The organism is Kibdelosporangium philippinense (genome assembly GCF_021390435.2).
Lineage (GTDB): Bacteria > Actinomycetota > Actinomycetes > Mycobacteriales > Pseudonocardiaceae > Kibdelosporangium > Kibdelosporangium philippinense.
Genome location: NZ_JAJVCN010000004.1, coordinates 454,794 through 475,670, shown reverse-complemented (window position 1 = coordinate 475,670; position 20,877 = coordinate 454,794). Strand labels below are relative to the sequence as shown.

Sequence of the window (20,877 nt, the reverse complement as noted above, 5' to 3'; positions counted from 1 at the left end):
AAAATTTACTAATCGTCCCATACGGACTGCAAAGTCCGTTCATACGGACTTTGCAGTCCCTATGGGGTAGAGGTGTACATGTGGTCTCTATCACTTGATAGCAATTGATCTCTGCGAGGGTTTCGGGGGTGGCGTGAGGTGCGGCGCACGACTTTGATCACGTGGAATCGCCTGGCGATGTTCGCGGCCGGCGCGACTCTCATGCTCGCCGCGTGCAGTGCAGAACCTACGCCAAATCCAGCTTCCACAACGACAACGGCGGCCACCTCGGCGACGCCGACCCCACCAGCGTCCCCTGTGGACAAGGCCACGCAGGATGCACTGACGGCTTACAGAGGTATGTGGCGGGACTTCGTGGTTGCTGGCGCGACGTCGGATTGGCAGTCGACCAAGCTCGGCCAGAACGCGACCGGTGTCGCGCTCACCAACCTGACGCGTGGGCTGCATACGGACAACACAAACGGCCTGGTGACCAAAGGGGAACCCAAGCTGAATCCCAGCGTGTCGTCTGTCGAACCGCAGGACAATCCGAAGAAGATCATCGTGACGGATTGCGGAGATTCGACGAACTGGTTGAAGTACCGCGCCGACAATGGACAACTCGCAGACACTCCCGGTGGTCGCCGATTGATCAATGCCATCGTCGATAAGCAGGCCGACGAGTCCTGGAAGGTCTCCGACTTTGGCGTGCATGACTTGGGGACGTGTTGACCATGCGACGTTCTGCAACCATCACGGGTATCTTGACTGTCGGCGTACTCGGTATGCCAGCGCCCGCTTTGGCTGACGGCTGGGGGATCACGAACTGCAGCCAGGTTCCATCACCCGCCTGTGACATTGCCGCTGGTTCCGGTGGAGGCAGCGGGTCAGGCGGTGGACCGCACCATGCAGGAGGCGGATCTGGCGGCAGCGGAAGCGAGACTGATCCCTTCGCGTGCAGGACGGTGCCGGCCGATCCTCCATCAGGTGCGCAGCCGGAAGGCCCTGGAGGTTGGTTTTGGGTGTTGTGCTCGGCTGATGGGAAGAACCGCCAAGGTCCTATCTGGATATCAGCAGGAAGCGCCGCGCCGATCCTGTCTCCGGCTCAGGTTGCCGAGATGGCTCGCAAACGGTTGCGCTTGCCGAGTCCCACCATCGCCGCGAGCCCATCTGGAACTCATCTGGTGAACTTGCCGACCTGGTTGTGGCTTACGGGTGGTTGGGCGCCTTCATCAGCGACAGCATCGGTACCAGGGGTTTCGGTGACGGCCACGGCGACTCCGAAGTCGGTGTCGTGGTCGATGGGTGACGGTACGACGGTGAGTTGCAGAGGCCCCGGCACGGTGTATCGCACCGATAGCGACCCGAAATCGGGCTCGCCTGATTGCGGACACACGTACCACGCTTCCTCGGCAAGGCAGACGGGACAGGCGTTTCCGGTCTCGGCGACTGTGCATTGGACTGTCACGTGGTCCGGTGCCGGTCAGAGCGGAACCTTCCCTGGCATGACGACTACCAGCAATGCGGCCTTCCGTGTGGCTGAGGCACAAGCGTTGAACAACGGCGGCTGATTCACGCGGCATCGGCCCCTGCATCGCCAGAACAGAACAACCTCTCAACTGCTCGTTGTCGGAATGGGCGACGCGGCGTACTACACCCATGCTTGGAGGCGATGGCATGCCAACCTTCATGAGGATACAGACCGATGGCGATAGGCCGTCCATATCGGACGATGCGCCGTGGGTGAACAACGGCAAGAAACCGGAAACCACATCGCGACTACGCGCCGCAGGCCGTCGCAGAAGCCTTCCGTATCTCTTGTTGGGTGTGTTGCTCATCGTCGCCTGCACGGCAGCGTTCCTGTTGATCTCGTTGAATTCCGGCGACCGCCAGCCAGTTCTTGCGTTGGCTCGCCCGGTCACTGTCGGGCAGGTGCTGTCCGCGCAGGACCTGCGACTGGTCAATGTCGCCGTTGATCCCGGGGTGGGCGTGATCGACGCCGGGCAGGCCGCGAGCATGGTTGGCCAAACGATGTCGGTCAGCCTGCCTGCAGGGGCGTTGTTGACGCCTGAATCGGTGGGCATTGCCGCTGTTCCCATTGCGGGACAGGCAGTTGCGTCGTTGGCGTTGAAGGCTGGCCAGTTCCCGCCGGAGACCGCTCCGGGGTCGCGGGTCGCGGTGGTGTTCGTCCCCAACGGCGGCGCGGCGGCAAGTCAGCCTGTGTCGGATGCTGTGTGGTCGGGGGTTGTCACTAGCGTGACGTCGGCGCTCAACGAGCAGGTGACGGTGGTGTCCGTGCAACTGACCGAGGTCGCCGCTCGGCAGGTTGCGGCGGTTCCGGCGGGTCAGTTGTCGTTGGTGTTGTTGTCGGGCGGTGGTCGGTGATGTTGGTGTCGGTCATCAGCATGAAGGGTTCGCCTGGCGTGACGACGTTCGCAGTGGCGTTGGCTGCGCGGTGGCCAGCGCCGGCTCGGCCCATTGTGGTCGAAGCGGATCCGTCCGGCGGGGACATCGCGATGCGGTTCTCCCTGCAATCGTCGCCGGGGCTAGTGAGCCTGGCCGCAGCCGCGCGGCGCGAAGCCGATTCTGGGTTGTTGTGGCGGCATGCCCAAGCGTTGCCGGGTGGGCTGCCGGTGGTCGCTGCGCCGCCGGATGCCGACAGGGCGCGAGGCGCGTTGCTGGCGTTGGCGCCGAGTTCGCACTCTCACACTGGCGTTCTCCGTAACGCGGCCAACGCTCCGGACACAGTGGTGGTCGCGGACTGCGGCCGGATTGATCATGCCACCGCGGCGATGGGCATCGTGCGCGAGTCCGACGTGCTCGTTTTGCTGACCCGTGCTCACGCGGACGACCTTGCCCACGTGGCCCGCCGGCTACCCGTGGTCGGGCGGTGGACGCCGCGGCCGGTGTTGCTCTTGGTCGGCGAGGGTTACTCCCCGACAGAGGTCGGCCGGGAGCTGGGTGTGCTGCCGCTGGGGCGCGTTCCGCACGACGAACACGGTGCGGCGGTACTCCGAGGCGGCCGAGCAAGGTTGCGTTGGACACGCAGCGGACCATCGCATTCCGCGCTGGGAAAGTGCGCGCACAGGATCGCCACCTTCCTGGCACCAACGAGTCCTTCACTACCGCCACGGATTCCTGTTTTGCCACCCCAAATGCCACCTCCGGTCGCGATGCGCCCGGTTGACGAGCACGCCGTGCGGGGAGGTAGGACATCGTGACCTACGCGAACAACGGCTACGCCTCCCACGTGCCCGTCCAATCCCGATCGCATTCGGTAAACCAGGGCGAAGACGTCCCCGCGGCGGCAGGCCGACTGCGTCAGCACCTGCGGGATGCCCTGGCAACCCAACTGCCCAAGCAGGTAGACGCTCTGCAGCTGCGAACTGGCACGCCAGTGACACGAGAGGCGCGGCGTGAGCAGGCGCGGATGATTCTGGATACCGCGGTCCGGATACACAGCGAGAACGAGCTCACTGCCAACCGTTCTCTTGTGCCGCCGCAGATTGAGCAGCAAGTCGTCGGCGAGGTGCTCAACGAACTGTTCGGAATGGCCGGCTTGCAACCGCTGCTGGACGACCCGACCGTGGAAACGATCAACGCCAACCGCTACGACCGTGTTTTCGTTCAGCACACCGACGGCCGTCGAGTCCAGGTCGCCCCGATCGCCGGATCCAACAAGGACCTGACCGACCTCGTCCGGCTGCTCGCCGCGCGAGCATCCAGCCAAGAACGACGGTTCGACCACGGCTCCCCCGCGGTCAATCTCCAGCTGCCAGGCGGCGAACGGTTGTTCGCGGTCATGAGCCTGACGGCTGGCGGGGTGACCTCTCTGTCGATTCGCCGGCACGGCTACCTCACCGCGACTCTCTGTCAGCTGCGTAAGCGCGGCACTCTCGACGCTGGCTTGGAAGAGTTCCTGCGTGCCCTGGTGCGGGCCAAGAAGAACATTCTGATCACCGGCGGGACCGGAGCGGGAAAGACGACCTTGTTGCGTGCTTTGGCCGCGGAAGCCGATCCGATGGAACGGATCATCACCATCGAGGACGCCTTCGAGCTCGGCCTGGAACGTGACCCGAACATTCACGCCGACGTGACGGCCTTCCAGGCTCGCGAACCGAACGTCGAAGGCGAGGGCGCGATCTCTCAAGCCGAACTCGTGCGATGGGGACTGCGGATGTCCCCTGATCGTGTCATCGTCGGTGAGATCCGCGGCGCGGAAGTCATCCCGATGTGCAACGCGATGTCTCAAGGCAACGACGGATCCATGGCCACCTTGCATGCCTCCAGCTCGCGCATCGCCTTCACCAGGCTCGCCTCGTACGCAGCCCAAGGCCCCGAGCGGCTCTCCCTCGAGGCCACTGCGCTGCTGGTCGCCAGCTCTGTGCACTTCGTGGTCCATTTGGCCCGCAGCGCCGACCGCACGACACGCGTGGTGTCCTCGATCCGCGAGGTCGTTGACGCCGACGGCCACCAGGTGGTCTCCAACGAGGTCTATCGGCCCGGCATCGACCGACGTGCTCGCCCTGTGCCAGGTGCGCTGCGGACCGACACCCTCGATGATCTGGTCGAGGTCGGGTTCGAGCCTGCAGTGTTGGAGAACACCGAAGGGTGGTGGCCACAATGACCTTTCCCCTCAGCCCGGATACCGGATTCGCCGCCCTGCTGGGAGTGGGTGTCGGGATCGGCCTTCTCCTGCTGGCCATCGGCTGGCGGGGCACCGAGAAGGACCGGCCACGCCTCCACAGGCAACGGCACAACCGGCGGGTGGCCATCCGGCTCAGCGCCGCCATCGCGGTCGGTGTGCTGACCGGGCTGGCCACCGGCTGGTTCGTCGGCGCGATCCTGGCCGGACTGGCGTGTTGGGCGTTGCCCCGTGTACTGGGCAGCGACCCGGAGCACACGCGCCGGGTCGCGCGCATCGAAGCGATTGCGACGTGGTCGGAAATGTTGCGCGACACGCTATCCGCCGCCTCTGGCTTGGAGCAGGCCATCCTCGCCACCGCTCCCCTGGCTCCGTTGCCGATCCGCGGCGAAATCACTGCGCTGGCCGCACGGCTGGAGAACGGCGAACGGCTTGCGCCGTCGTTGCGAAGGGTGGCCGACCAGTTTGCCGACCCGACCGGCGACTTGGTGATCGCGGCTCTGGTCAAAGCAGCCGAACAGCAAGCCAAACAACTCAGCGAGCTACTCGGTGCACTCGCGCGCACCGCGCGCGACCAGGCCTCGATGCGGTTGCGCGTCGAGGTCGGTCGAGCCCGCACCCGCACATCAGTGCGCATGATCGTGGGGACCACGCTCACGTTCGCCATGGCCGTTGTGATGCTCAATCGCTCTTACATGGCCGCCTACGACTCGCTCACCGGGCAACTGGTCCTTCTCGGGGTGGGGCTGCTGTTCGCGGCCGGATTCGCTTGGCTGATCGGGATCTCACGGGTCCCGGAACCAGCGCGCTTCTTCTCCATCGGCAGTACGCCGACCGACAATGACCGCAGGCAGGTGTGACATGTCTTCATTGGTCCCTGCTGTGATTCTGGGCATCGGGCTCGGTGTTGGGCTCTGGGCATTGGTCGTGTGGGCAGTTCCGCCGCGTCCATCACTGGGCATGGTGCTGGCCCGTGCCGCCGCACCTCCAGCACCACCGCCCATCCTGCTGACGGCCCACACAGGATGGGCGGCGAAACTCGGGCGCCCGTTCATCGCTTCCCTTCGTGCCCTCGGGCTGCCTGGCGTACGTCTCAGCCGCGATCTCGCCGTGATTGGGCGCCCGATCGCCACTCACCTCGCGGATAAAGCCACCCTCGCGATGGCTGGGCTTCTGCTCCCTCCAGTCATGCAGCTGTTGTTCACGTTGGCGGGGCAGGAGTGGGGATTCACGTTCCCGGTGGTCGCTGGGCTCGTATTGGCGGTCGCGGGATTCGTCTTGCCCGACGTGCAAGCTCGAGCCGAGGCAACGAAGCGTCGGGCCGAGTTCCGGCACGCTCTGTCGTCCTTTCTGGACTTGGTGTGGATCACCTTGGCTGGTGGCGCGGGTGTCGACAGCGCGCTGAACGACTCGGCCGGGATCGGTCAAGGATGGGCTTTCAGCCAGATCCGGCGGGCCTTGGACACGGCACGATTGACCCGCACCACCCCATGGTCGACATTGCGGCAGCTCGGCGAGGAACTCGATGTCACCGAACTGGCGGAACTCGCCGCCTCGGTCAGCCTTGCGGGCACCGAGGGTGCCAAGGTCCGTGCCAGCCTCGCCGCGAAGGCCGGCGCACTGCGTACACACCAGATCACGGACGCCGAAGCCAACGCCCAGTCGGCAACCGAACGCATGTCACTACCGGTCATGGCTCTGTTCCTTGGATTCCTCACGTTCGTGACATACCCCGCGGTAGACCAAGTCCTCAATGGACTCTGACTGCATCTGCAAGAGAAGGAGATGACGATGAGAGAGTACTTTTCTACTTTGTGGACCATGATCTCGGCACGATTCGAGACACTCCGCCGCAACCCTGATGCCGGCTACTCCACGGAAACCGTATTGTGGATCGCTGGCTTGGCCGCGGCCGCACTGCTGCTCGCCGGGATCATCATCGCCAAGGTGGTCAGCAAGGCAAACAGCATCACCCTCTAGTGCCATGGTTATCGCGAAAGCACCTCCACACAACCGCTACGCCCAACGGCTTCGCCAAGCACTGCGCGGAGATCGTGGGGCGGCCAGCGTAGAGCTCGTGCTGGGCTTCCCCGTGGTGCTGCTGATGCTGCTTACCATCGCGCAGTTCGCGCTGTGGTCTCACGCCATGCACATCGCGCAAGCCGCTGCGTCACAAGGGCTTGCCGCCGCGCGAGCACAGAATGGAACAGCCGCGGCCGGCACCGCGAGCGCACGGCAACTTCTCGACGAACTGGCACACGGCCCGCTCGCCAGTCCCACTGTCATAGCCCAACGCGGCGCCGAATCCGCTTCCATAAGGGTTTCCGGCACGGCTACATCCATTCTCGGATTCCTCACGTTGCCCGTGCACGCTGAAGCAGATGGCCCCGTTGAACGGTTCGTACCGGACGCCGGGGCTGGACGGTGACCCATGACGACGTTCAAACGGTGGTGGCACAATGACCGCGGCTCAGTGGCCGCAGAGATTACGCTGCTGACTCCGGCCCTGATCTCCTTGCTGGTATTCGTTGCCGTGGTCATCCACCGAGGTGTCGACGCCCGTCTACGGCTCAACGACGCGGCACACCAAGCCGCTCGCGCGGCAAGCATCGAGCGCACCAGCGGGCGCGCGTCTGCAGCAGCGCAGTCAACAGCAGCAACGGCGTTGGCCGCAGCCGGTGTCTCGTGCCGCTCACTTGATGTGAACGCGGCAATCGGTGGCATGGCACCAGGCAGCGCCGTGACAGTCACGGTCTCATGCACCGTTGACTTCGGCGATGCTCTCATGCTGGGCGTCCCCGGCACGAAGCGGCTGTCCGCCACCGGAAGCGCGCCCGTAGATACATGGCGTGGGAGCAGAGCATGAAGAGCGATTGGTGGCGGGACGATAGCGGCTCGGTAAGCGCGTTTGTCCTCGGCGTCACGATGGGCATCCTTGCTTTGGCTGGACTGACACTGGACGGTGGTCTCGCTCTGGCAGCCAAGGTCAAAGCCAACGGGCAGGCTGAGGCTGCGGCACGGGCAGGTGCCCAAGCCATCGACCTCGCGGCCTACCGAACCAGCAACCAGCTGAAGCTCCTACCGACTCAAGCCGTCGCCAACGCACAGAACCATCTCGCGTCCAACGGCGCATCCGGCACGGTCAGCATTTCGGGCAACACCGTGACAGTCACCATCACCGCCTCCCAGCACACGCAACTGCTAGGCCTGTTCGGCGTCTCCAGCTTCACCGTGCACGGCACCGGTCACGCCCATCCTCAACGAGGAGTACTCACCATCGAACCTTGACCTGTCAGCCCGCGATGAAAGGAAAGGCAATGGCCACAAACGAAGAGATCGAACTCCGCGTCAAGCAAAGCGACACAGCACGCAGTGCAAAGCGATCCATCACCGCGGTGCGAGTTGGGGAACTCGCGCAACGCCGAGCCGCAGTTGCCGAACAACTCGCCGATATCGAACGAGAACTTGGCGATGTGTTGGCAGGCGCCAGCGATGTCATCGACATCGACGAGCTGGCCCGATTCACCGACGTACCAGCTGCTGACCTCGCTCGCTGGCTCACCAACAGAAAGTCCGCACGAGGCAGGCGAAAGAGGCCCACAGTCGCTCGTACTGACAGCAAGCCCGATGACAACAAGGAACTGATCGCTGAAGAAGAACCTAAACGTCGCCATGCGCCCTCGCTGCAGGAACGTGCCGTAGCCCGTACCGACTCTTCGGAGACAAGCGCACGGGTCGTCGCGACGGTGCCGTGACATGCGAATCCTGCGAGGTCTGATCGCGGCCACCATCCTGCTCGGGCTGGTGGCGGGTCTGCCTTGGGCCCTGTGGTACTACGTCGGCTGGCCCTTGCCTGATCACATGCCGACCTGGGTCGAAATCGAGACGCTCCTGCTCAGTCCCATGACCGCGACGTTCCTGCTGGACTTCCTCGCCTGCCTGTGCTGGCCCATCTGGGCGGCGTTCGTGATTGACGTGGTCCGCTGTGCTGTTCAGGCCATCCAGGTCGGTGTACACGCCCTACGCTGGCCTCACGTCTCAGCGCGCCGGCCCATGCACGCCCTCGCGGCGGTGCTCATTGCCGCGATCATGCTGTCCGTCGTCGGCAAACGGACTGCACCGACGGCAGCCCATACATTTTCCATCACAGGCGATACAGGGATGGTTGTCGCGACTGCAACGGCGCGGCCCGATGTGTCCACTGTGGCCTCGACACGAACCGTTGTTGCGCCCGAGGCGCGAACCAACTTCGCCCAGACCGCGACCCCGCGGTCAGTGGTTGTGCGTGCTCGTGATCCGCAGACCGGTGTCTACGACTCCTTGTCGCGTATCGCCGAGCGCACGCTGGGTACACAAACACGATGGCCTGACATCTTTGAACTCAACAAGGGAAAGCCGCAACCCAACGGCAAACCCTTCACCAACCCGCACCTAGTCTTTCCCGGGGAGGAACTCACGCTTCCCCCCGACGCCGCAGCTCCGGTCGCTCTTCAACCAGATCCACCGCCGCCACCAATTCCCGCAGCACCGCCACACACCACGACAGCCCCGACACCGCCACCTGAGCCGACACACGCTCCGGCGGCATCCCCAACGCACGAGCCCGCCGTCGCCTGGGAACTCGAGCTGTTCGTGGGACTCGGACTGGCCGCTGCGGTTAGCACGGCGCTGCTGGTCGCGCGGCGCCGTCGCAACAGTCGCTATCAACCGGGCAGTGGCCGACGTGACGACATCGACCTGCCTGTTGCGCCGGTGGTCTACCAACTCCAGCTGGCGCACCTCCAAGCGTCGCAGGACGAGTTCGAACTGGACAACGTCGAACAGATACCCGAACCGCATAACACATCGCTAGAGCACAAGCTCGGAGTACGTGACGGCCGGGAGATCGCGTTGGACCTCGCCGCGGCGCGCGGTCTCGGGCTGATCGGTGCTGGTGCCTCAGCCGCAGCGCGAGCGCTGCTGCTAACCGCTTTGGCCACATCGACCACCCTGAACGTCCTGGTCCCAGCCGACGACCTTCCGCTACTGCTCGGCCATAGCGCGGCCCGTGCCCAATTGCCACACCGTCTGCGGCTGGTTGACAACCTCGACGCGGCGCTGGATGAACTCGAGGCTGACATCCTGACTTGCGCGCGCGACCATGCCTGGGACTGTCGACCTCGGGTAGTGCTTGTGGCACAACCACAACTACACAATGTCCAGCGGCTACAAGCTGTTCTGGACAACGGAGCTGCGTTCGGGATCATCGGGGTCCTGCTCGGGCAATGGCAGGCTGGCGTCACGGCCTATGTCCGCGAGGACGGGACCATTTCGGCCACCAGTCCGGGCCGCGGCGAAGCCCTTCGAGGAACACACATGTTCCAGATCGGCTCCGACCACACCACGCACCTGCTCGATCTGCTTCAGCAAGCCCAACGCGAATCCCCTGTTGAAGACAACGCAGTTCTCACAACCGAAACAGGCCTGGAAGTCACCGCCGCGAACAACGTCGGAGGGGACGTCCCCAACGCGGTCGAAGCTGTTGATGCCCCTCCTGCAGAGGAACCCAGACCTGTAGCGGCGACCGCGATTCGCCTCAGTGTGCTCGGTAAGCCGCGTGTGTTCTGGCGTCCTCCAGCCGCAGACGAGGAGAAGGACATCACGGGCGCGTTCCAACCGCGACAGCGGGAACTGCTGGTGTTTCTGGGACTGCATCCTGAGGGTGCCACGCGCGAATCACTGACCGCGGCATTGTGGGCCAACAGCACACCGGACAAGACCACCAACGCGATGAACACAGCGCTCTCACGCCTGAGGACCGCGTTCACCAAGGCCACAAACGACACGCTCGCTGACATCGTCATTACACGCGAGGGCACCTACCGATTGGACGCCGACGTAGTCGACGTTGACTACTGGCACTTCGACCGCGCCATCACAAGACGCCGTATGGCCGCAGCCACACAGGGGCGAATCGCCGCCTATCGAGCTGTCGTCAACTCATACACCGGTCCATTGGCCGACGGGATGTCGACAGAGTGGATCGAGTCCGCACGCGAGGCCATCCGCCGCGACGCCCTCGACGCTGTTGCCGCGCTTGCCCGCGCGCTGGTCGACGACGACCCGGAACAGACACTAGATCTTCTCGAGACCGCGCGAGCCTTCGATCCGTACAACGAGCTGCTCTACCGCGACATCATGAGACTGCAAGAACGCCTTGGTCGCCTGGACGCCATCCCGCGCACTCTCGCCCTGCTGACCACCCGCCTGGCCGAGTTGGGTGACCAGCCCACGCCGCACGCGATCAGCCTGGCCACGAGGCTGCAGCAGCGCCACGAAGAATCGCTGTCACGGGGCTTAGGGGTAGAGGTGCGCCAACCGTAACGGGCCGAATCTGAGAGCGCTCAACCTCAGCACGTTCTGTGCGCTTACGGAACGGCCATTGGAGCTTGCCGTGTCAGAAACGCATGCCAGGAAGCCGGACGACATGGACTTGTGCAATCCCAGCATGGCCCGGATGTGCGACTACGCGCTCGGCCGCAGCCACAACCTTGGCAGCGACCGTGAGCCGGGCCCGATCTACCGCGTCGGCCGGGCAGCGCAAGACGGATTGTCAAGCGCCTGGGCAATCTGCACGGTGTGGCCACCGATGGCACGGGGAACGGAGTCGCGCTCGTACAAGACTTCGAGCTCGGCGCCAACGGCGTATCGCTGGTCCTCGGCGTGAAGCACCTCTGACGGGTCGCCAATTACGGCACCTGACGAACTGGATTTCAGCGGCCTGCAAGGGTTGTACATGCGCGGCGGAGAACTATTCCCCTTGTCGTCCAGCACGTCAGCCAGACGAGGGGAATAGTTCTCATGACACGAAGACTCTGGACCAAGATCACAGGCGGAATCGCCGCCGTGGCCATGACGCTGATGTTGGCACCCGCTGCCACCGTGATGGCCGTCGAACGCCCCGAAACCACACCCACACTGGGAAACGAGGTAGCCGGCGTCGAGCTCCCCAAACCGGTGGCCGTCGACGCCTCCGGCCACTGCGATATTTGGCGCGGCATTCATAAGGGCCGGACGATGTGCGAGTCTTTCATTTGGCGAGAGGCCAACTTCCAATGGCCGGACGGCCGATTGGAGACCTTCATCGTCGGCATCGACCTCACCGTGCACCACATCTGGCAACGGTGGGCCGGCGACACCGAATGGAGCGGATGGGCGCCCCAGGGTGGCATCGCCCACTCTGGAGTCTACTACTTCGGCTTTACCTCGACCGGACCATTGGTCGGGGTTGTCGGCCAGGACCCCAATGGACACTGCAAGGTTTATAACGGCGGCTGGTCCAATTGGTTCCACTGCTAGCCTAGTCCGTGACTGCGGCCCCGGAGCACACTCCGGGGCCGCGTGATCGCATCATCCGCGACATCGCGAAGTACGGCGTCCGATTGCTGAAGAGATGGCGGATCCAGCACGATTCGTCCCGCACCATCACGCGCAACGAGCCCGGATGATTGCGTGCCCAGAAGAATCAGCATTCTGTGCCCCGCCATCATCGAGCGGTACCAGGCCGCTCGTTCCGCCATGCCCAGGGAATCACGATGCCGGTCAGGCCTATGGCGCGCAGGAATCCACCAGCATCTCGTTCGTCTTGGCCGGGACACCCACGGGTCGAAACTTCGTAGATCGGAGTAAAGAAACCGGTCGCGGACCCCGACGCCCGCCCAGTTCACCGCGAGCGCCGCTCTGCCGATGCCGGCGATCACGGCGATCTGCTGTCTTGCGAGCAGGCCCTGCAATGCGGCGAGTTCGCTGTGCGTCCGGTGACGTGGTTGGAGCTGTCGGGTAGTTGCCGGAGTGTTCGTGCCGATGCGGACTGTGGCACATCGAGTGCTGGATCTGCTGTCAGGAACTGATGATGGAGCGTCTGCAGCAGGATGCTGGGGCTGGCGCCCAGTTCGGTGGCCAGCCGCAGCCGAGTCTCCTGGTAGTGGTTCAGCGCGTCGGCTTGGCGTCCACTGCGGTAGAGAGCGAGCATGAACTGACTGACCAGGCCCTCGTCAAGCGGATGTTCGGCCATCCGGGCGGGAAGTTCGGCGAGCAGGTCGAGATGCTGGCCAAGACGGAGTTTGACCTCGCCCCTGGCCAGCTCGGCAGCACGTCGTTCGGCGTTCAGCGTGTCACGGGCCTGGTTCAACCACGGCGTGTCCAGGTTCGCGAAGGCTTCGCCTCGCCACAATCCCAGTGCCTGTTCGAACAACGCGAGCGCGCGCTCGCCATCGGCGATGCGGGCCTGCGCGATCAAACGACGGAAGTGGTGCACGTCCACCGCGAGTTGCTCCAGAGCAATCAGGTAACCGCCGGACTGCTGCACGATAGACACATCATCGGTCCCTGCGAGGGCCTTGCGAAGCCGTGACACGTAGGCGTGCAACGTGCCACGAGCGCTGCGAGGCTGGCGTTCGCCCCAGATCCGGTCCATCAACCGGTCCAATGGCACGACTTGCGTGACGTTGATCAGCAACACAGCGAGCACAGACCGCTGCCGCCGCGGTCCAAGATCGATGACCTCGCCGTTCGCACGAGCATCGACAGAGCCGAGAAGCCGGAACTCGATAGCCACCCGCACACCCCCTCACCGCCACGGAATCGGACCCTGGGCGGATGCCGGTTATCGACGCTAGGGGAAGGAGATTGGTAAGAACCTGGGTGGAGGGTCTTTGGGCCCTAACAGGGCTAACAAGCGCGGCGCGATGATGATCAGCGGCAAAATTGCCGTTTGGGGGGCGAAATGGCGAATCCAGACGTGCGGAGACTCGGGGCCGCGTTGCGCGCGCACCGGGCAGGATCCAGGCTGACCCAGCAACAGCTGGCGGACCTGGCCGGGGTCAGCGTGCGCACGATCCGATACATCGAACAGGGGGATGTGCAGCGGCCGCGAGCAGCGTCGATCCGGCAGCTGGAAGCTGTATTGAGTCGAGCAGACAAACCGGAGCCCAGTGGAGGATTGCGTATTGGTGTGCTGGGACCGTTCATCGTGGATCGCGCGGGCGCGGCGGTTGCCCTGACTTCCACCCAGCAGCGGTGCCTGCTGGCGCTACTTGCCTTGCATGCCAACCAAGTGGTGCCATACACCGAAGTCGTGGACGTGCTGTGGGACGGCGGCCCGCCGGCCACGTACCGGGATCTGCTGCACGGGCTGGTGTCGCGGTTACGCAGGAGTCTGCGGGACGCGGGCGCGATCGTCCGGCAGGACTCCGGTTACCTGCTTCGAATCGCTCCCAGCCAACTGGACCTGCTGCGGTTCAACGATCTCGTCGAGCGGGACCCGTTGGCGGCAGTCAGCTGCTGGCGCGGTCCGATTCTTGAGGGCATGCCGCAGCAGCTGCGGAATCATCCGACGGCGATCGCGGCTCAGCAGCGGCGACTGTCCGCCGCGCTCGCGATGGACCTCGGCGAGGACCAAAAAGCCCAGCTCGAAGTGCTCGTCCACGAAGAACCGCTGCACGAGGCCCTGCATGCCCGGCTGATGCTGGCACTGGCCGCGGGCGGGCACCAAGCGGCGGCGTTGACCTTGTTCACCCTGATCCAGCAGCGGCTCAGCCGTGAACTCGCAGTCGAACCAGGCGCGGAACTCAGGAATGCACACGTGAAGATCCTGCGCGGCGACATCCCCGCACCGCCGCGCCCCCACCATCCGATTCCCGCGCAACTGCCTGCCGACATCGCCGGATTCACCGGCCGCACCATCGACCTGGCGAGGCTCGACTCGTTGCTGGAAAAGCGGATCACGGTGATTTCCGCGGTGGACGGCGTGGCCGGCATGGGCAAGACCGCTCTCGCGGTGCATTGGGGCCACCGCGTGACTCATCGATTCCCTGACGGCCAGCTCTTCGCCGATGTGCACGGCCACGACCCTGGGCAAGTGCTTGGCCGCTTTCTGCGGGCGCTTGGCGTCGATCCGCACCGGATCCCGGACGACACCGACGAACGCGCCTCTCTCTACCGATCCGCGCTCGCAGGCAAGCGGGTGCTGATCGTGCTGGACAACGCGGAGACCGAGCAGCAGGTACGTCCGCTGGTGCCGGGCCTGTCCTCGTGCCTCGTGCTGGTCACCAGCCGCAGCAGGCTCGGTGGGCTTGTCGCGGTCGAAGGTGCGCATCAGACGACCCTCGACGTCCTCGGGCCCGCTGAGGCGATCGAGCTCATCGAGCACGTCCTTGGCCGGTCCAGGGTCGCTGCGGAACGCTCCGCCGCGGCCGAATTGGCCCGCCTCTGCGGCTACCTTCCCCTCGCGTTGCGGATCGCGGCAGGCAAACTCCGGTTGCACCCGAATAAATCCATTGCGGACGCTGTCACTGAACTGAGCGGCAGCCACCGGTTGCAAGCGCTGGAGTTTAATGGCGATCGGCGCGCAGGCGTACGCGCGGCATTCGATCTGTCCTATGTAGCCCTTCCAAAGGCCGCGCGTCTGCTCCTGCGCAGGCTCGGGATTATTCCCGGGCCGGACTTCACCGCGGCGGCCGCGGCCAGCCTGATCGGCCGGGACGTGGCCGCCGCGCTTGATCAGCTCGTCACCACGAACCTGGTGGAGTCGTACGCCGCCGGCCGGTACCGGCTGCACGATCTGGTCCGGCTCTACGCCAAGGAACGGTATCGCGCCGAAGATGCCGCCACAGTGGACTGTCCGCTGACCGGTCTGCACGCGTGGTACCTGCGGGGCGCGCGGGCGGCCGCTCGTTTGCTGTACGACTATTTCCAGTACCTCGACGACGAGGTCGCGCCTGCCGAGGTATTCGCCGGCAAACAAGCGGCATGGGCCTGGCTCGACGCGGAACACGTGAACATCGCCGCGGCGGTACACGAAGCTGCCGAATTCGAAGCTCCCGCGATGCCATGGCTGCTCGCGGACGCGACAAGTGGCTTCTTCATGCAGCGAACGTCAAGCCCGGACGACTGGGAGATGTGCACCCAGGCCGGTCTGCGATCGGCGTTCGCGAGCGGGGACGAACGTGCGCAAGCGGCCATGCTGCTCAGCGCGGGAATGGCCTACGCCGACACGGGAGATCCTCGCCAACTCGTCATCTACAGTGAGCGCGCGTTGCGTCTGGCCCGGCGTACGCATTGGGAGGTGGTCGAATCGCGGGCGCTGACAATGCTCGGCTTCGGACAGCTGGCCTTGGGCAACGCACGCGCGGCGCACGAGGCGATGGATCAGGCGTTCCCGATCACTTCCACACCAACGGGCCTTGCACACAATCTGGTCATTCGCGGACTGGCCCATGGCCAGGACGGCGACCTCGCCCAGTTGCTCAACTGCCTGGCCGAAGGTCTGCGGCTCGCCGAGGAATCCGGATCAAAGATCGTGATGGCCCAAGCACAACACGCCATCGGATGCGCCTACTCGATGCTCGGCCGCGTGCATGACGCTGAACTGAGCTACGCCGCGAGTCTCGCAACGGCAAGGGATCACGGTGCGCATCGCGACGAAGCACGCAACCTCGCCGCGATCGGCGAGCTCATCTGTGCACGAGGCGATTGGACAGCGGCGAAGGTCCTCGTCCAGCAGGCGATCGAAATCAGCCGCAAAGTCCGCAACGTCGCCTGCGAGGCGGATGTCCTCGCCATTGCCGGCCGGGTCGCACGCAAAGCCGACGACTTCGACACCGCAATCGAGCAGCACACCAGGTCCCATGCCCTGGCTGTCAAGGTCGGGTTCCGCTACGGAGAGGCCGATACGCTGATCGGCCTGGCCCGGACCTTCTTGCACACTGGCGGTTACGCCGACGCCATGTCTTATGTCGACGCCGCACTAGCGCTGGCTCAACCGGCCGGCTATCGCCTGTTGGCCGGCCAAGCTCTGACCACGGCCGCGGAAGCAGCACTGCGCCAAGGGAATTCAGTGGCTGCCCGAGCACACGCCTGGCAAGCATTGGAATTACATCGCAGCACTGGGCACCTGCCCGGCGAACAACGAACCGCCGCACTGCTCAAGCAAATCTAACGAAGGAGCTGCGTCTATTGCATTCTTTTCGTCTTTTCTGACTTAAGTCATCGTCCAGCGAAGACGTATCCGTGTCGGCCTCGCCATCATCACCGTGGTGCCGACCGTGCGCCTGCGCCCGTTCGACGAGCTCCGGGTTCCGCCTTACCCACTCGGCAAGCGGCTCTAGAATCCTCATAAATTCAGCGACTTGCGGAGTCAGCGAGTAAAAGACCTTCGGCGGAAAAGTCGACGTGTCACGCTGACGCACCAAAAGACCTTGTTCAGTCATCTTTCGCAGTGTTCGCGTCAGGATGCTATCGTGCAAAACGACCGGCTTACCCGACCATTCTTCACCAAGCGAATACGACTCGATCGTGGACAAAATCTCAGACCGCCGCATAGGCCCATGCGTCAGCGTCACGTTGATCGCTGGCGCCCACTTGTCACTAAAAAGGTACTTCACGTTATAGAGGTCCCGAAGGAACTGTTCGTCCGCCTGGAACCGCTCATCCCCTGTCGCCATGATGCCTCCCCTGTACATCGGCCCGGCCGCCCGGCCGCACCCGCGTCACTCTCCCCGGCCTCAGTGCTCCACCACGTTCGAATGGACCACCATCGGGGTCGCCGTGTTCGCCCAGCAAGCTGCCGCAGTCACTTCACCGCCTCATCTACGTGCAATGACACTTCTACGCTACGCCGAACGGCCTAACAGCTCCAGGGTATGTCTACTCAATCCGATCAAGCGTCAGAGTGTCACGAAAAGTGATCAACCGGTGACCATCTACACGCACGGTGACATCCGCCAGAGGTTCATACAAGGGATCATCTTGAGGCTCAGAGCGGGGCTCACGTTAGAACGCCACCTCTTGCGCAGCGGTAAAGCCCTGCTCGGCGGCATCATACGGGGATCCACCGATGTCCCAGACTCGCTTGGCCACAAGCAGGTGATCACATCGGGGCGGCTTGGGCCGCGGGGAATACGCGCCAATCGGCAAGCGCGCCAATACCGTGAATCTCTAAGTCACCACCCTCACCTTCCAGCCTCATTTTATTATATTTTTTCAATCCCTTCCAAACTGTATCGCCCACGCGTCAGCGCACGGAAAACGATAGATAAATGGTTTGCTTTCGATTTCAACCTCAATCGGGTCGCACAAAATCGGGAAAAGAGTCTTGAAAAGACTCGCCGTTTCTATTGATTTGGGCATGTGACAGAGTGATAATTGATGTGTCGCCAGGAAAAGCGGAACACAATCACCGAATACCACACCTGGCGCGAGCCATGCCCGAACGTTGCCACCGGGAAATGGCGGAACATTCCAGCAGCATTGAAAGGACTGCCCGCGATGACCACGCCCACCCACACGACCACCACTACCGCAAGTGGTTCGATGCCCCGGTTGCGCAACGGCGAACTGCGCGCGATGGTCGCCAAGTTTCTGGCCGACCACCCAGATGACGCCCTGACCCCGCGCGCCATTGCGCACGCCATGAACCGATCGTCCGGCGCAGTTGGTAACGCGCTGAAGGTATTGGCGGACCGTGGCCAGGCGGCAGTCGTCGAAACAGCGCCGCTGGCCTATCGGGCCACGGCAACCACCACGTCCGTTGCCGCAACCAGCATCACACCCGGCGCCACCCCAACCACCAGAACCCGGTCACGTCGCACGACAACCACGGCATCGTCACCTACCCCGCCCGCGTCAGCGGCGGTGACCGGACCGGTGATGCGTCCCAATGGCACCGAGTACCACCCACGCCTGTTGTCTGGCGTTCCCGATGTGACCGCGCTACGGCGGTTGCGCGGCGCCGGAGTTGCCGCACTGTTGTACGGACCGCCCGGCACTGGGAAGACTTCTGTGGTTGAGGCCGCGTTCCCGAACTTGCTGACGGTCCAAGGCGACGGTGACACCACAGTTGGCGATTTCGTCGGCGAGTACACCCAAACCGACGACGGACGTTACGTGTTCGTGCACGGGCCACTGGTACGCGCGATGCGCGAAGGCGTGCCGCTGTTCATAGATGACGCGACCCTGATCCCACCCACCGTGCTCGCAGTGGTCTACCCCGCAATGGACGGCCGCCGCCAAATCATCATCAAGGCCAACAGCGGCGAAGTCGTTGACGCCGCACCCGGCTTCTACGTGGTCGCCGGACACAACCCCGGTGTGCACGGCGCGATCCTCACCGACGCCCTGTCGTCCCGGTTCTCCGCACAGATCCACGTGTCCACCGACTACGACCTCGCCGACCAACTGAAGATCGACAAGCGCGCGGTGAGGGCTGCCCGTAACCTCGCCACCCAACAGATCAAAGGCGAGATCGGCTGGGCACCACAACTGCGGGAACTGATCGCGTTCCAAAAGATCGCAGGCGTACTGGGCACCGAAGCCGCCGCCGGAAACCTGGTCGGCATCGCCCCCGAAGAAGACCGTGACACCGTCGCCGCTGCTGTCAGGGCTGCCTTCGGCACCGCCGTCAAACCTCTTGCACTCGGCGCACGCATCTAACGGTCAACTGTCTGGAAAGGACACTCAGCATGACCACCCATCTGGTAGCCGACCCGGACGCGACCGGTACCGCCGTGTTCCCCGCCCGTCCCGAATGGCTCACATTGTCAGCCGCACTCGCCAACGAGGCACCGATGATCGCCGACCGGGAAGACCTGCTAGTCACTATCGCGCCCGGCGCAGGCGGCGGTGCCCCGGCATGTTTCTACCCTGCCCGTGCCCTGATCGAAGTCGACGGCACCTACCTCGGCGTGGATCCCGGCACCGTCCGACCAGCCGACCTCTCCGACCGCACCCGATACGCGCCAACGTGGGGACTCCTGACCCACGAGTGTGGGCACGCCGCACACACTCGCTGGGAGCCGCCCGACGGCACCCCGCCCGCCGTGGTCGAGGCCGCGTTGCTGTTGGAAGAGCCCCGAATGGAGGCTGCGCAGGCCCGCCGCCGACCCGATGACCGGCATTGGTTGCGAGCCTCAGCGCTAAACATAGCCGTGGCCGACCTGAACTTCACAGCCGACAACCCCGCCGACGGACCAGGATTGACCACAATGGACGCTGCCCAAACCGCCGCGCTGGTATTGGGCAGGGTGGACGGCGGCATCCTCACAGCCACCGAAACCGCACCGCTGGCACGTCTCCTCGTCGACATACTCGGTGCCAGGATTTTGGACACCCTACGCGGATTGTGGCGCCAGGCATTGGAAGTATCCGATGATGACGCCGACACCATGATCGACCTCGGACGGCGATGGTGCGGGGCTCTGGGTATCGACCCCGACAACCCGACTGCCGCGCCAGGCGGTTACGTGGATCCGTCGGCAGGCTCGGCGTTGGCCGACGCCCTCGACGCTGTACTCGGCGCGGTCGCGCAAGCGGTGGCCGACGAGACACCACCAACCCCCGCCGTTGACACGGACGCGGAACAAGCCTCCGAAGATGCCGCACGCGAAGCAGCCGAAGCGGCCGCCCGGACGGTGTTTTCCGGCGGGCACCACCGCAGCAGAACCGGAGGCACACGGACAACGGGCACGCGCAAACCCAATGCCCAAGAACGCAGCGCCGCGCGTGTGTTGGCACGCGCCCTGTCCACGGCCGGAGTCCGCGAACGCGTCACGATCAAGTCCACGTCCGCAGCGCCACCGGGGCGATTGCGCATGCGTGGCGCACTCGCCGCCGACGCCCAGCGCGCCGCCGGAGCGATCGTCACAGCTGAGCCGTTCACCCGCACCTCCCGGCGAATCGCGCCATCCCCACCACTGCGCCTAGGGATCGCATGCGACGTGTCCGGATCCATGAGCCATCTGCGCGGGGCTGTCGCCTCGACAGCATGGATCCTCGCGCACGCCGGACACCACGCCACAATCCCCGTAGAGACCGCCACCGTCATCTTCGGCGAATACGTCCGCCCTATCACCTATCCCGGCAACGCCCCCGACGTCGTCACCACCTTCGCCGCTTCCGACGACTGGGAAGACATCACCAAGGCAACCGACGCCCTCGACGGCGCACTCAGGCTGTCCCGCCCAGGTGCCGCACGGCTACTGGTGATCGTGTCCGACGGACACTTTGCCTACAACCAATACCGCGACGGCCAGAAACGCGTCAACCGCCTACGCGCCAACGGTTGCGCCGTGCTGTGGCTGACCACCGACCCTGACGACAATCCGTTCGATGGCGTGACCGTGCACCAACTGACCGACCCCACCAACACCGCCCAAGCCATCGGACGCGCCGCCACCACGGCACTACAGGCCACCGCGCGCCGCTGAACCGCCAAGCCT

At 64.4% G+C, this 20,877-nt stretch carries 21 protein-coding genes; 18 read left to right on the top strand and 3 right to left on the bottom strand.

All coding sequences use genetic code 11. From position 1 onward, the window contains the following. Window positions 1–297: 297 nt before the first annotated feature. Window positions 298–711 carry a hypothetical protein gene (locus LWC34_RS45115; RefSeq protein ID WP_233731437.1) on the top strand — a complete coding sequence of 138 codons (414 nt, stop codon included), beginning with the start codon at window positions 298–300 and terminating at the stop codon, window positions 709–711. Between the two features lie 445 nt (window positions 712–1,156). Here LWC34_RS45115 and LWC34_RS45110 read toward each other — a convergent pair whose 3' ends face one another. After that, window positions 1,157–1,333, bottom strand: coding sequence for a hypothetical protein (locus LWC34_RS45110; RefSeq protein WP_233731436.1), 177 nt, complete (start codon window positions 1,331–1,333; stop codon window positions 1,157–1,159). 335 nt (window positions 1,334–1,668) lie between these two features. On the opposite strand from LWC34_RS45110, the gene LWC34_RS45105 reads away from it, so the two are divergent. The 13 genes from LWC34_RS45105 to LWC34_RS45045 all read left to right on the top strand — a co-directional run bounded on the left by LWC34_RS45105 (window position 1,669) and on the right by LWC34_RS45045 (window position 11,962). Further along, entirely contained in the window at window positions 1,669–2,364 is a 696-nt protein-coding gene (locus tag LWC34_RS45105; protein WP_233731435.1) for an SAF domain-containing protein, read from the top strand. A 38-nt stretch (window positions 2,365–2,402) separates the two neighbouring features. Beyond that, entirely contained in the window at window positions 2,403–3,200 is a 798-nt protein-coding gene (locus tag LWC34_RS45100) for a CpaE-like family protein (RefSeq protein WP_233731434.1), read from the top strand. A gap of 29 nt (window positions 3,201–3,229) precedes the next feature. Further along, entirely contained in the window at window positions 3,230–4,606 is a 1,377-nt protein-coding gene (locus LWC34_RS45095; protein ID WP_372496835.1) for a TadA family conjugal transfer-associated ATPase, read from the top strand. Continuing rightward, on the top strand, window positions 4,603–5,484 hold the full coding sequence (locus tag LWC34_RS45090) for a type II secretion system F family protein (protein ID WP_233731433.1): 882 nt from the start codon (window positions 4,603–4,605) through the stop codon (window positions 5,482–5,484). Before LWC34_RS45095 ends, LWC34_RS45090 begins: the two co-directional genes overlap by 4 nt. A 1-nt stretch (window position 5,485) precedes the next feature. Next, window positions 5,486–6,388, top strand: coding sequence for a type II secretion system F family protein (locus LWC34_RS45085; RefSeq protein ID WP_372496773.1), 903 nt, complete (start codon window positions 5,486–5,488; stop codon window positions 6,386–6,388). 27 nt (window positions 6,389–6,415) lie between these two features. Next, a complete protein-coding gene (locus LWC34_RS45080) occupies window positions 6,416–6,604 on the top strand; it encodes a hypothetical protein (protein ID WP_233731432.1) in 189 nt (62 codons plus the stop codon). 4 nt (window positions 6,605–6,608) lie between these two features. Continuing rightward, window positions 6,609–7,052 (top strand): TadE family protein, encoded by a 444-nt coding sequence (locus LWC34_RS45075; RefSeq protein ID WP_233731431.1) that lies wholly within the window; start codon window positions 6,609–6,611, stop codon window positions 7,050–7,052. Between the two features lie 3 nt (window positions 7,053–7,055). Then, entirely contained in the window at window positions 7,056–7,490 is a 435-nt protein-coding gene (locus LWC34_RS45070) for a TadE/TadG family type IV pilus assembly protein (protein ID WP_233731430.1), read from the top strand. Further along, window positions 7,487–7,912 (top strand): hypothetical protein, encoded by a 426-nt coding sequence (locus tag LWC34_RS45065; RefSeq protein ID WP_233731429.1) that lies wholly within the window; start codon window positions 7,487–7,489, stop codon window positions 7,910–7,912. The genes LWC34_RS45070 and LWC34_RS45065 overlap by 4 nt, the downstream gene beginning before the upstream one ends. A 29-nt stretch (window positions 7,913–7,941) precedes the next feature. Beyond that, window positions 7,942–8,379 carry a hypothetical protein gene (locus LWC34_RS45060; protein ID WP_233731428.1) on the top strand — a complete coding sequence of 146 codons (438 nt, stop codon included), beginning with the start codon at window positions 7,942–7,944 and terminating at the stop codon, window positions 8,377–8,379. Window position 8,380: 1 nt separating this feature from the next. Then, the gene (locus LWC34_RS45055) at window positions 8,381–10,987 is read left to right on the top strand and encodes an AfsR/SARP family transcriptional regulator (RefSeq protein WP_233731427.1); all 2,607 of its coding nucleotides are present in this window, start codon (window positions 8,381–8,383) and stop codon (window positions 10,985–10,987) included. Between the two features lie 70 nt (window positions 10,988–11,057). Continuing rightward, the gene (locus LWC34_RS45050) at window positions 11,058–11,330 is read left to right on the top strand and encodes a hypothetical protein (RefSeq protein ID WP_233731426.1); all 273 of its coding nucleotides are present in this window, start codon (window positions 11,058–11,060) and stop codon (window positions 11,328–11,330) included. A 134-nt stretch (window positions 11,331–11,464) separates the two neighbouring features. Then, the gene (locus tag LWC34_RS45045; protein ID WP_233731425.1) at window positions 11,465–11,962 is read left to right on the top strand and encodes a hypothetical protein; all 498 of its coding nucleotides are present in this window, start codon (window positions 11,465–11,467) and stop codon (window positions 11,960–11,962) included. Between the two features lie 397 nt (window positions 11,963–12,359). Here LWC34_RS45045 and LWC34_RS45040 read toward each other — a convergent pair whose 3' ends face one another. Further along, window positions 12,360–13,220, bottom strand: a complete 861-nt coding sequence (locus LWC34_RS45040; protein ID WP_233731423.1) for an AfsR/SARP family transcriptional regulator — start codon at window positions 13,218–13,220, stop codon at window positions 12,360–12,362. A gap of 183 nt (window positions 13,221–13,403) precedes the next feature. Between LWC34_RS45040 and LWC34_RS45035 the strand changes: the two genes are divergently transcribed. Then, window positions 13,404–16,601, top strand: a complete 3,198-nt coding sequence (locus LWC34_RS45035; RefSeq protein ID WP_233731422.1) for a BTAD domain-containing putative transcriptional regulator — start codon at window positions 13,404–13,406, stop codon at window positions 16,599–16,601. On the opposite strand, the gene LWC34_RS45030 is transcribed toward LWC34_RS45035, so the two are convergent. After that, window positions 16,588–17,106, bottom strand: coding sequence for a winged helix-turn-helix transcriptional regulator (locus LWC34_RS45030; RefSeq protein ID WP_233731421.1), 519 nt, complete (start codon window positions 17,104–17,106; stop codon window positions 16,588–16,590). The genes LWC34_RS45035 and LWC34_RS45030 overlap by 14 nt on opposite strands. A 250-nt stretch (window positions 17,107–17,356) precedes the next feature. Here LWC34_RS45030 and LWC34_RS45025 point away from each other — a divergent pair, with 250 nt between their 5' ends. The 3 genes from LWC34_RS45025 (at window position 17,357) to LWC34_RS45015 (ending at window position 20,865) form a co-directional block, all read left to right on the top strand. Continuing rightward, the gene (locus LWC34_RS45025; RefSeq protein WP_250109470.1) at window positions 17,357–17,782 is read left to right on the top strand and encodes a hypothetical protein; all 426 of its coding nucleotides are present in this window, start codon (window positions 17,357–17,359) and stop codon (window positions 17,780–17,782) included. Between the two features lie 147 nt (window positions 17,783–17,929). After that, complete coding sequence (locus LWC34_RS45020; protein ID WP_233731420.1) at window positions 17,930–19,093, top strand: AAA family ATPase; 1,164 nt, start codon at window positions 17,930–17,932, stop codon at window positions 19,091–19,093. A 29-nt stretch (window positions 19,094–19,122) separates the two neighbouring features. After that, window positions 19,123–20,865, top strand: coding sequence for a vWA domain-containing protein (locus tag LWC34_RS45015; RefSeq protein ID WP_233731419.1), 1,743 nt, complete (start codon window positions 19,123–19,125; stop codon window positions 20,863–20,865). The last annotated feature ends 12 nt before the right edge of the window (window positions 20,866–20,877 follow it).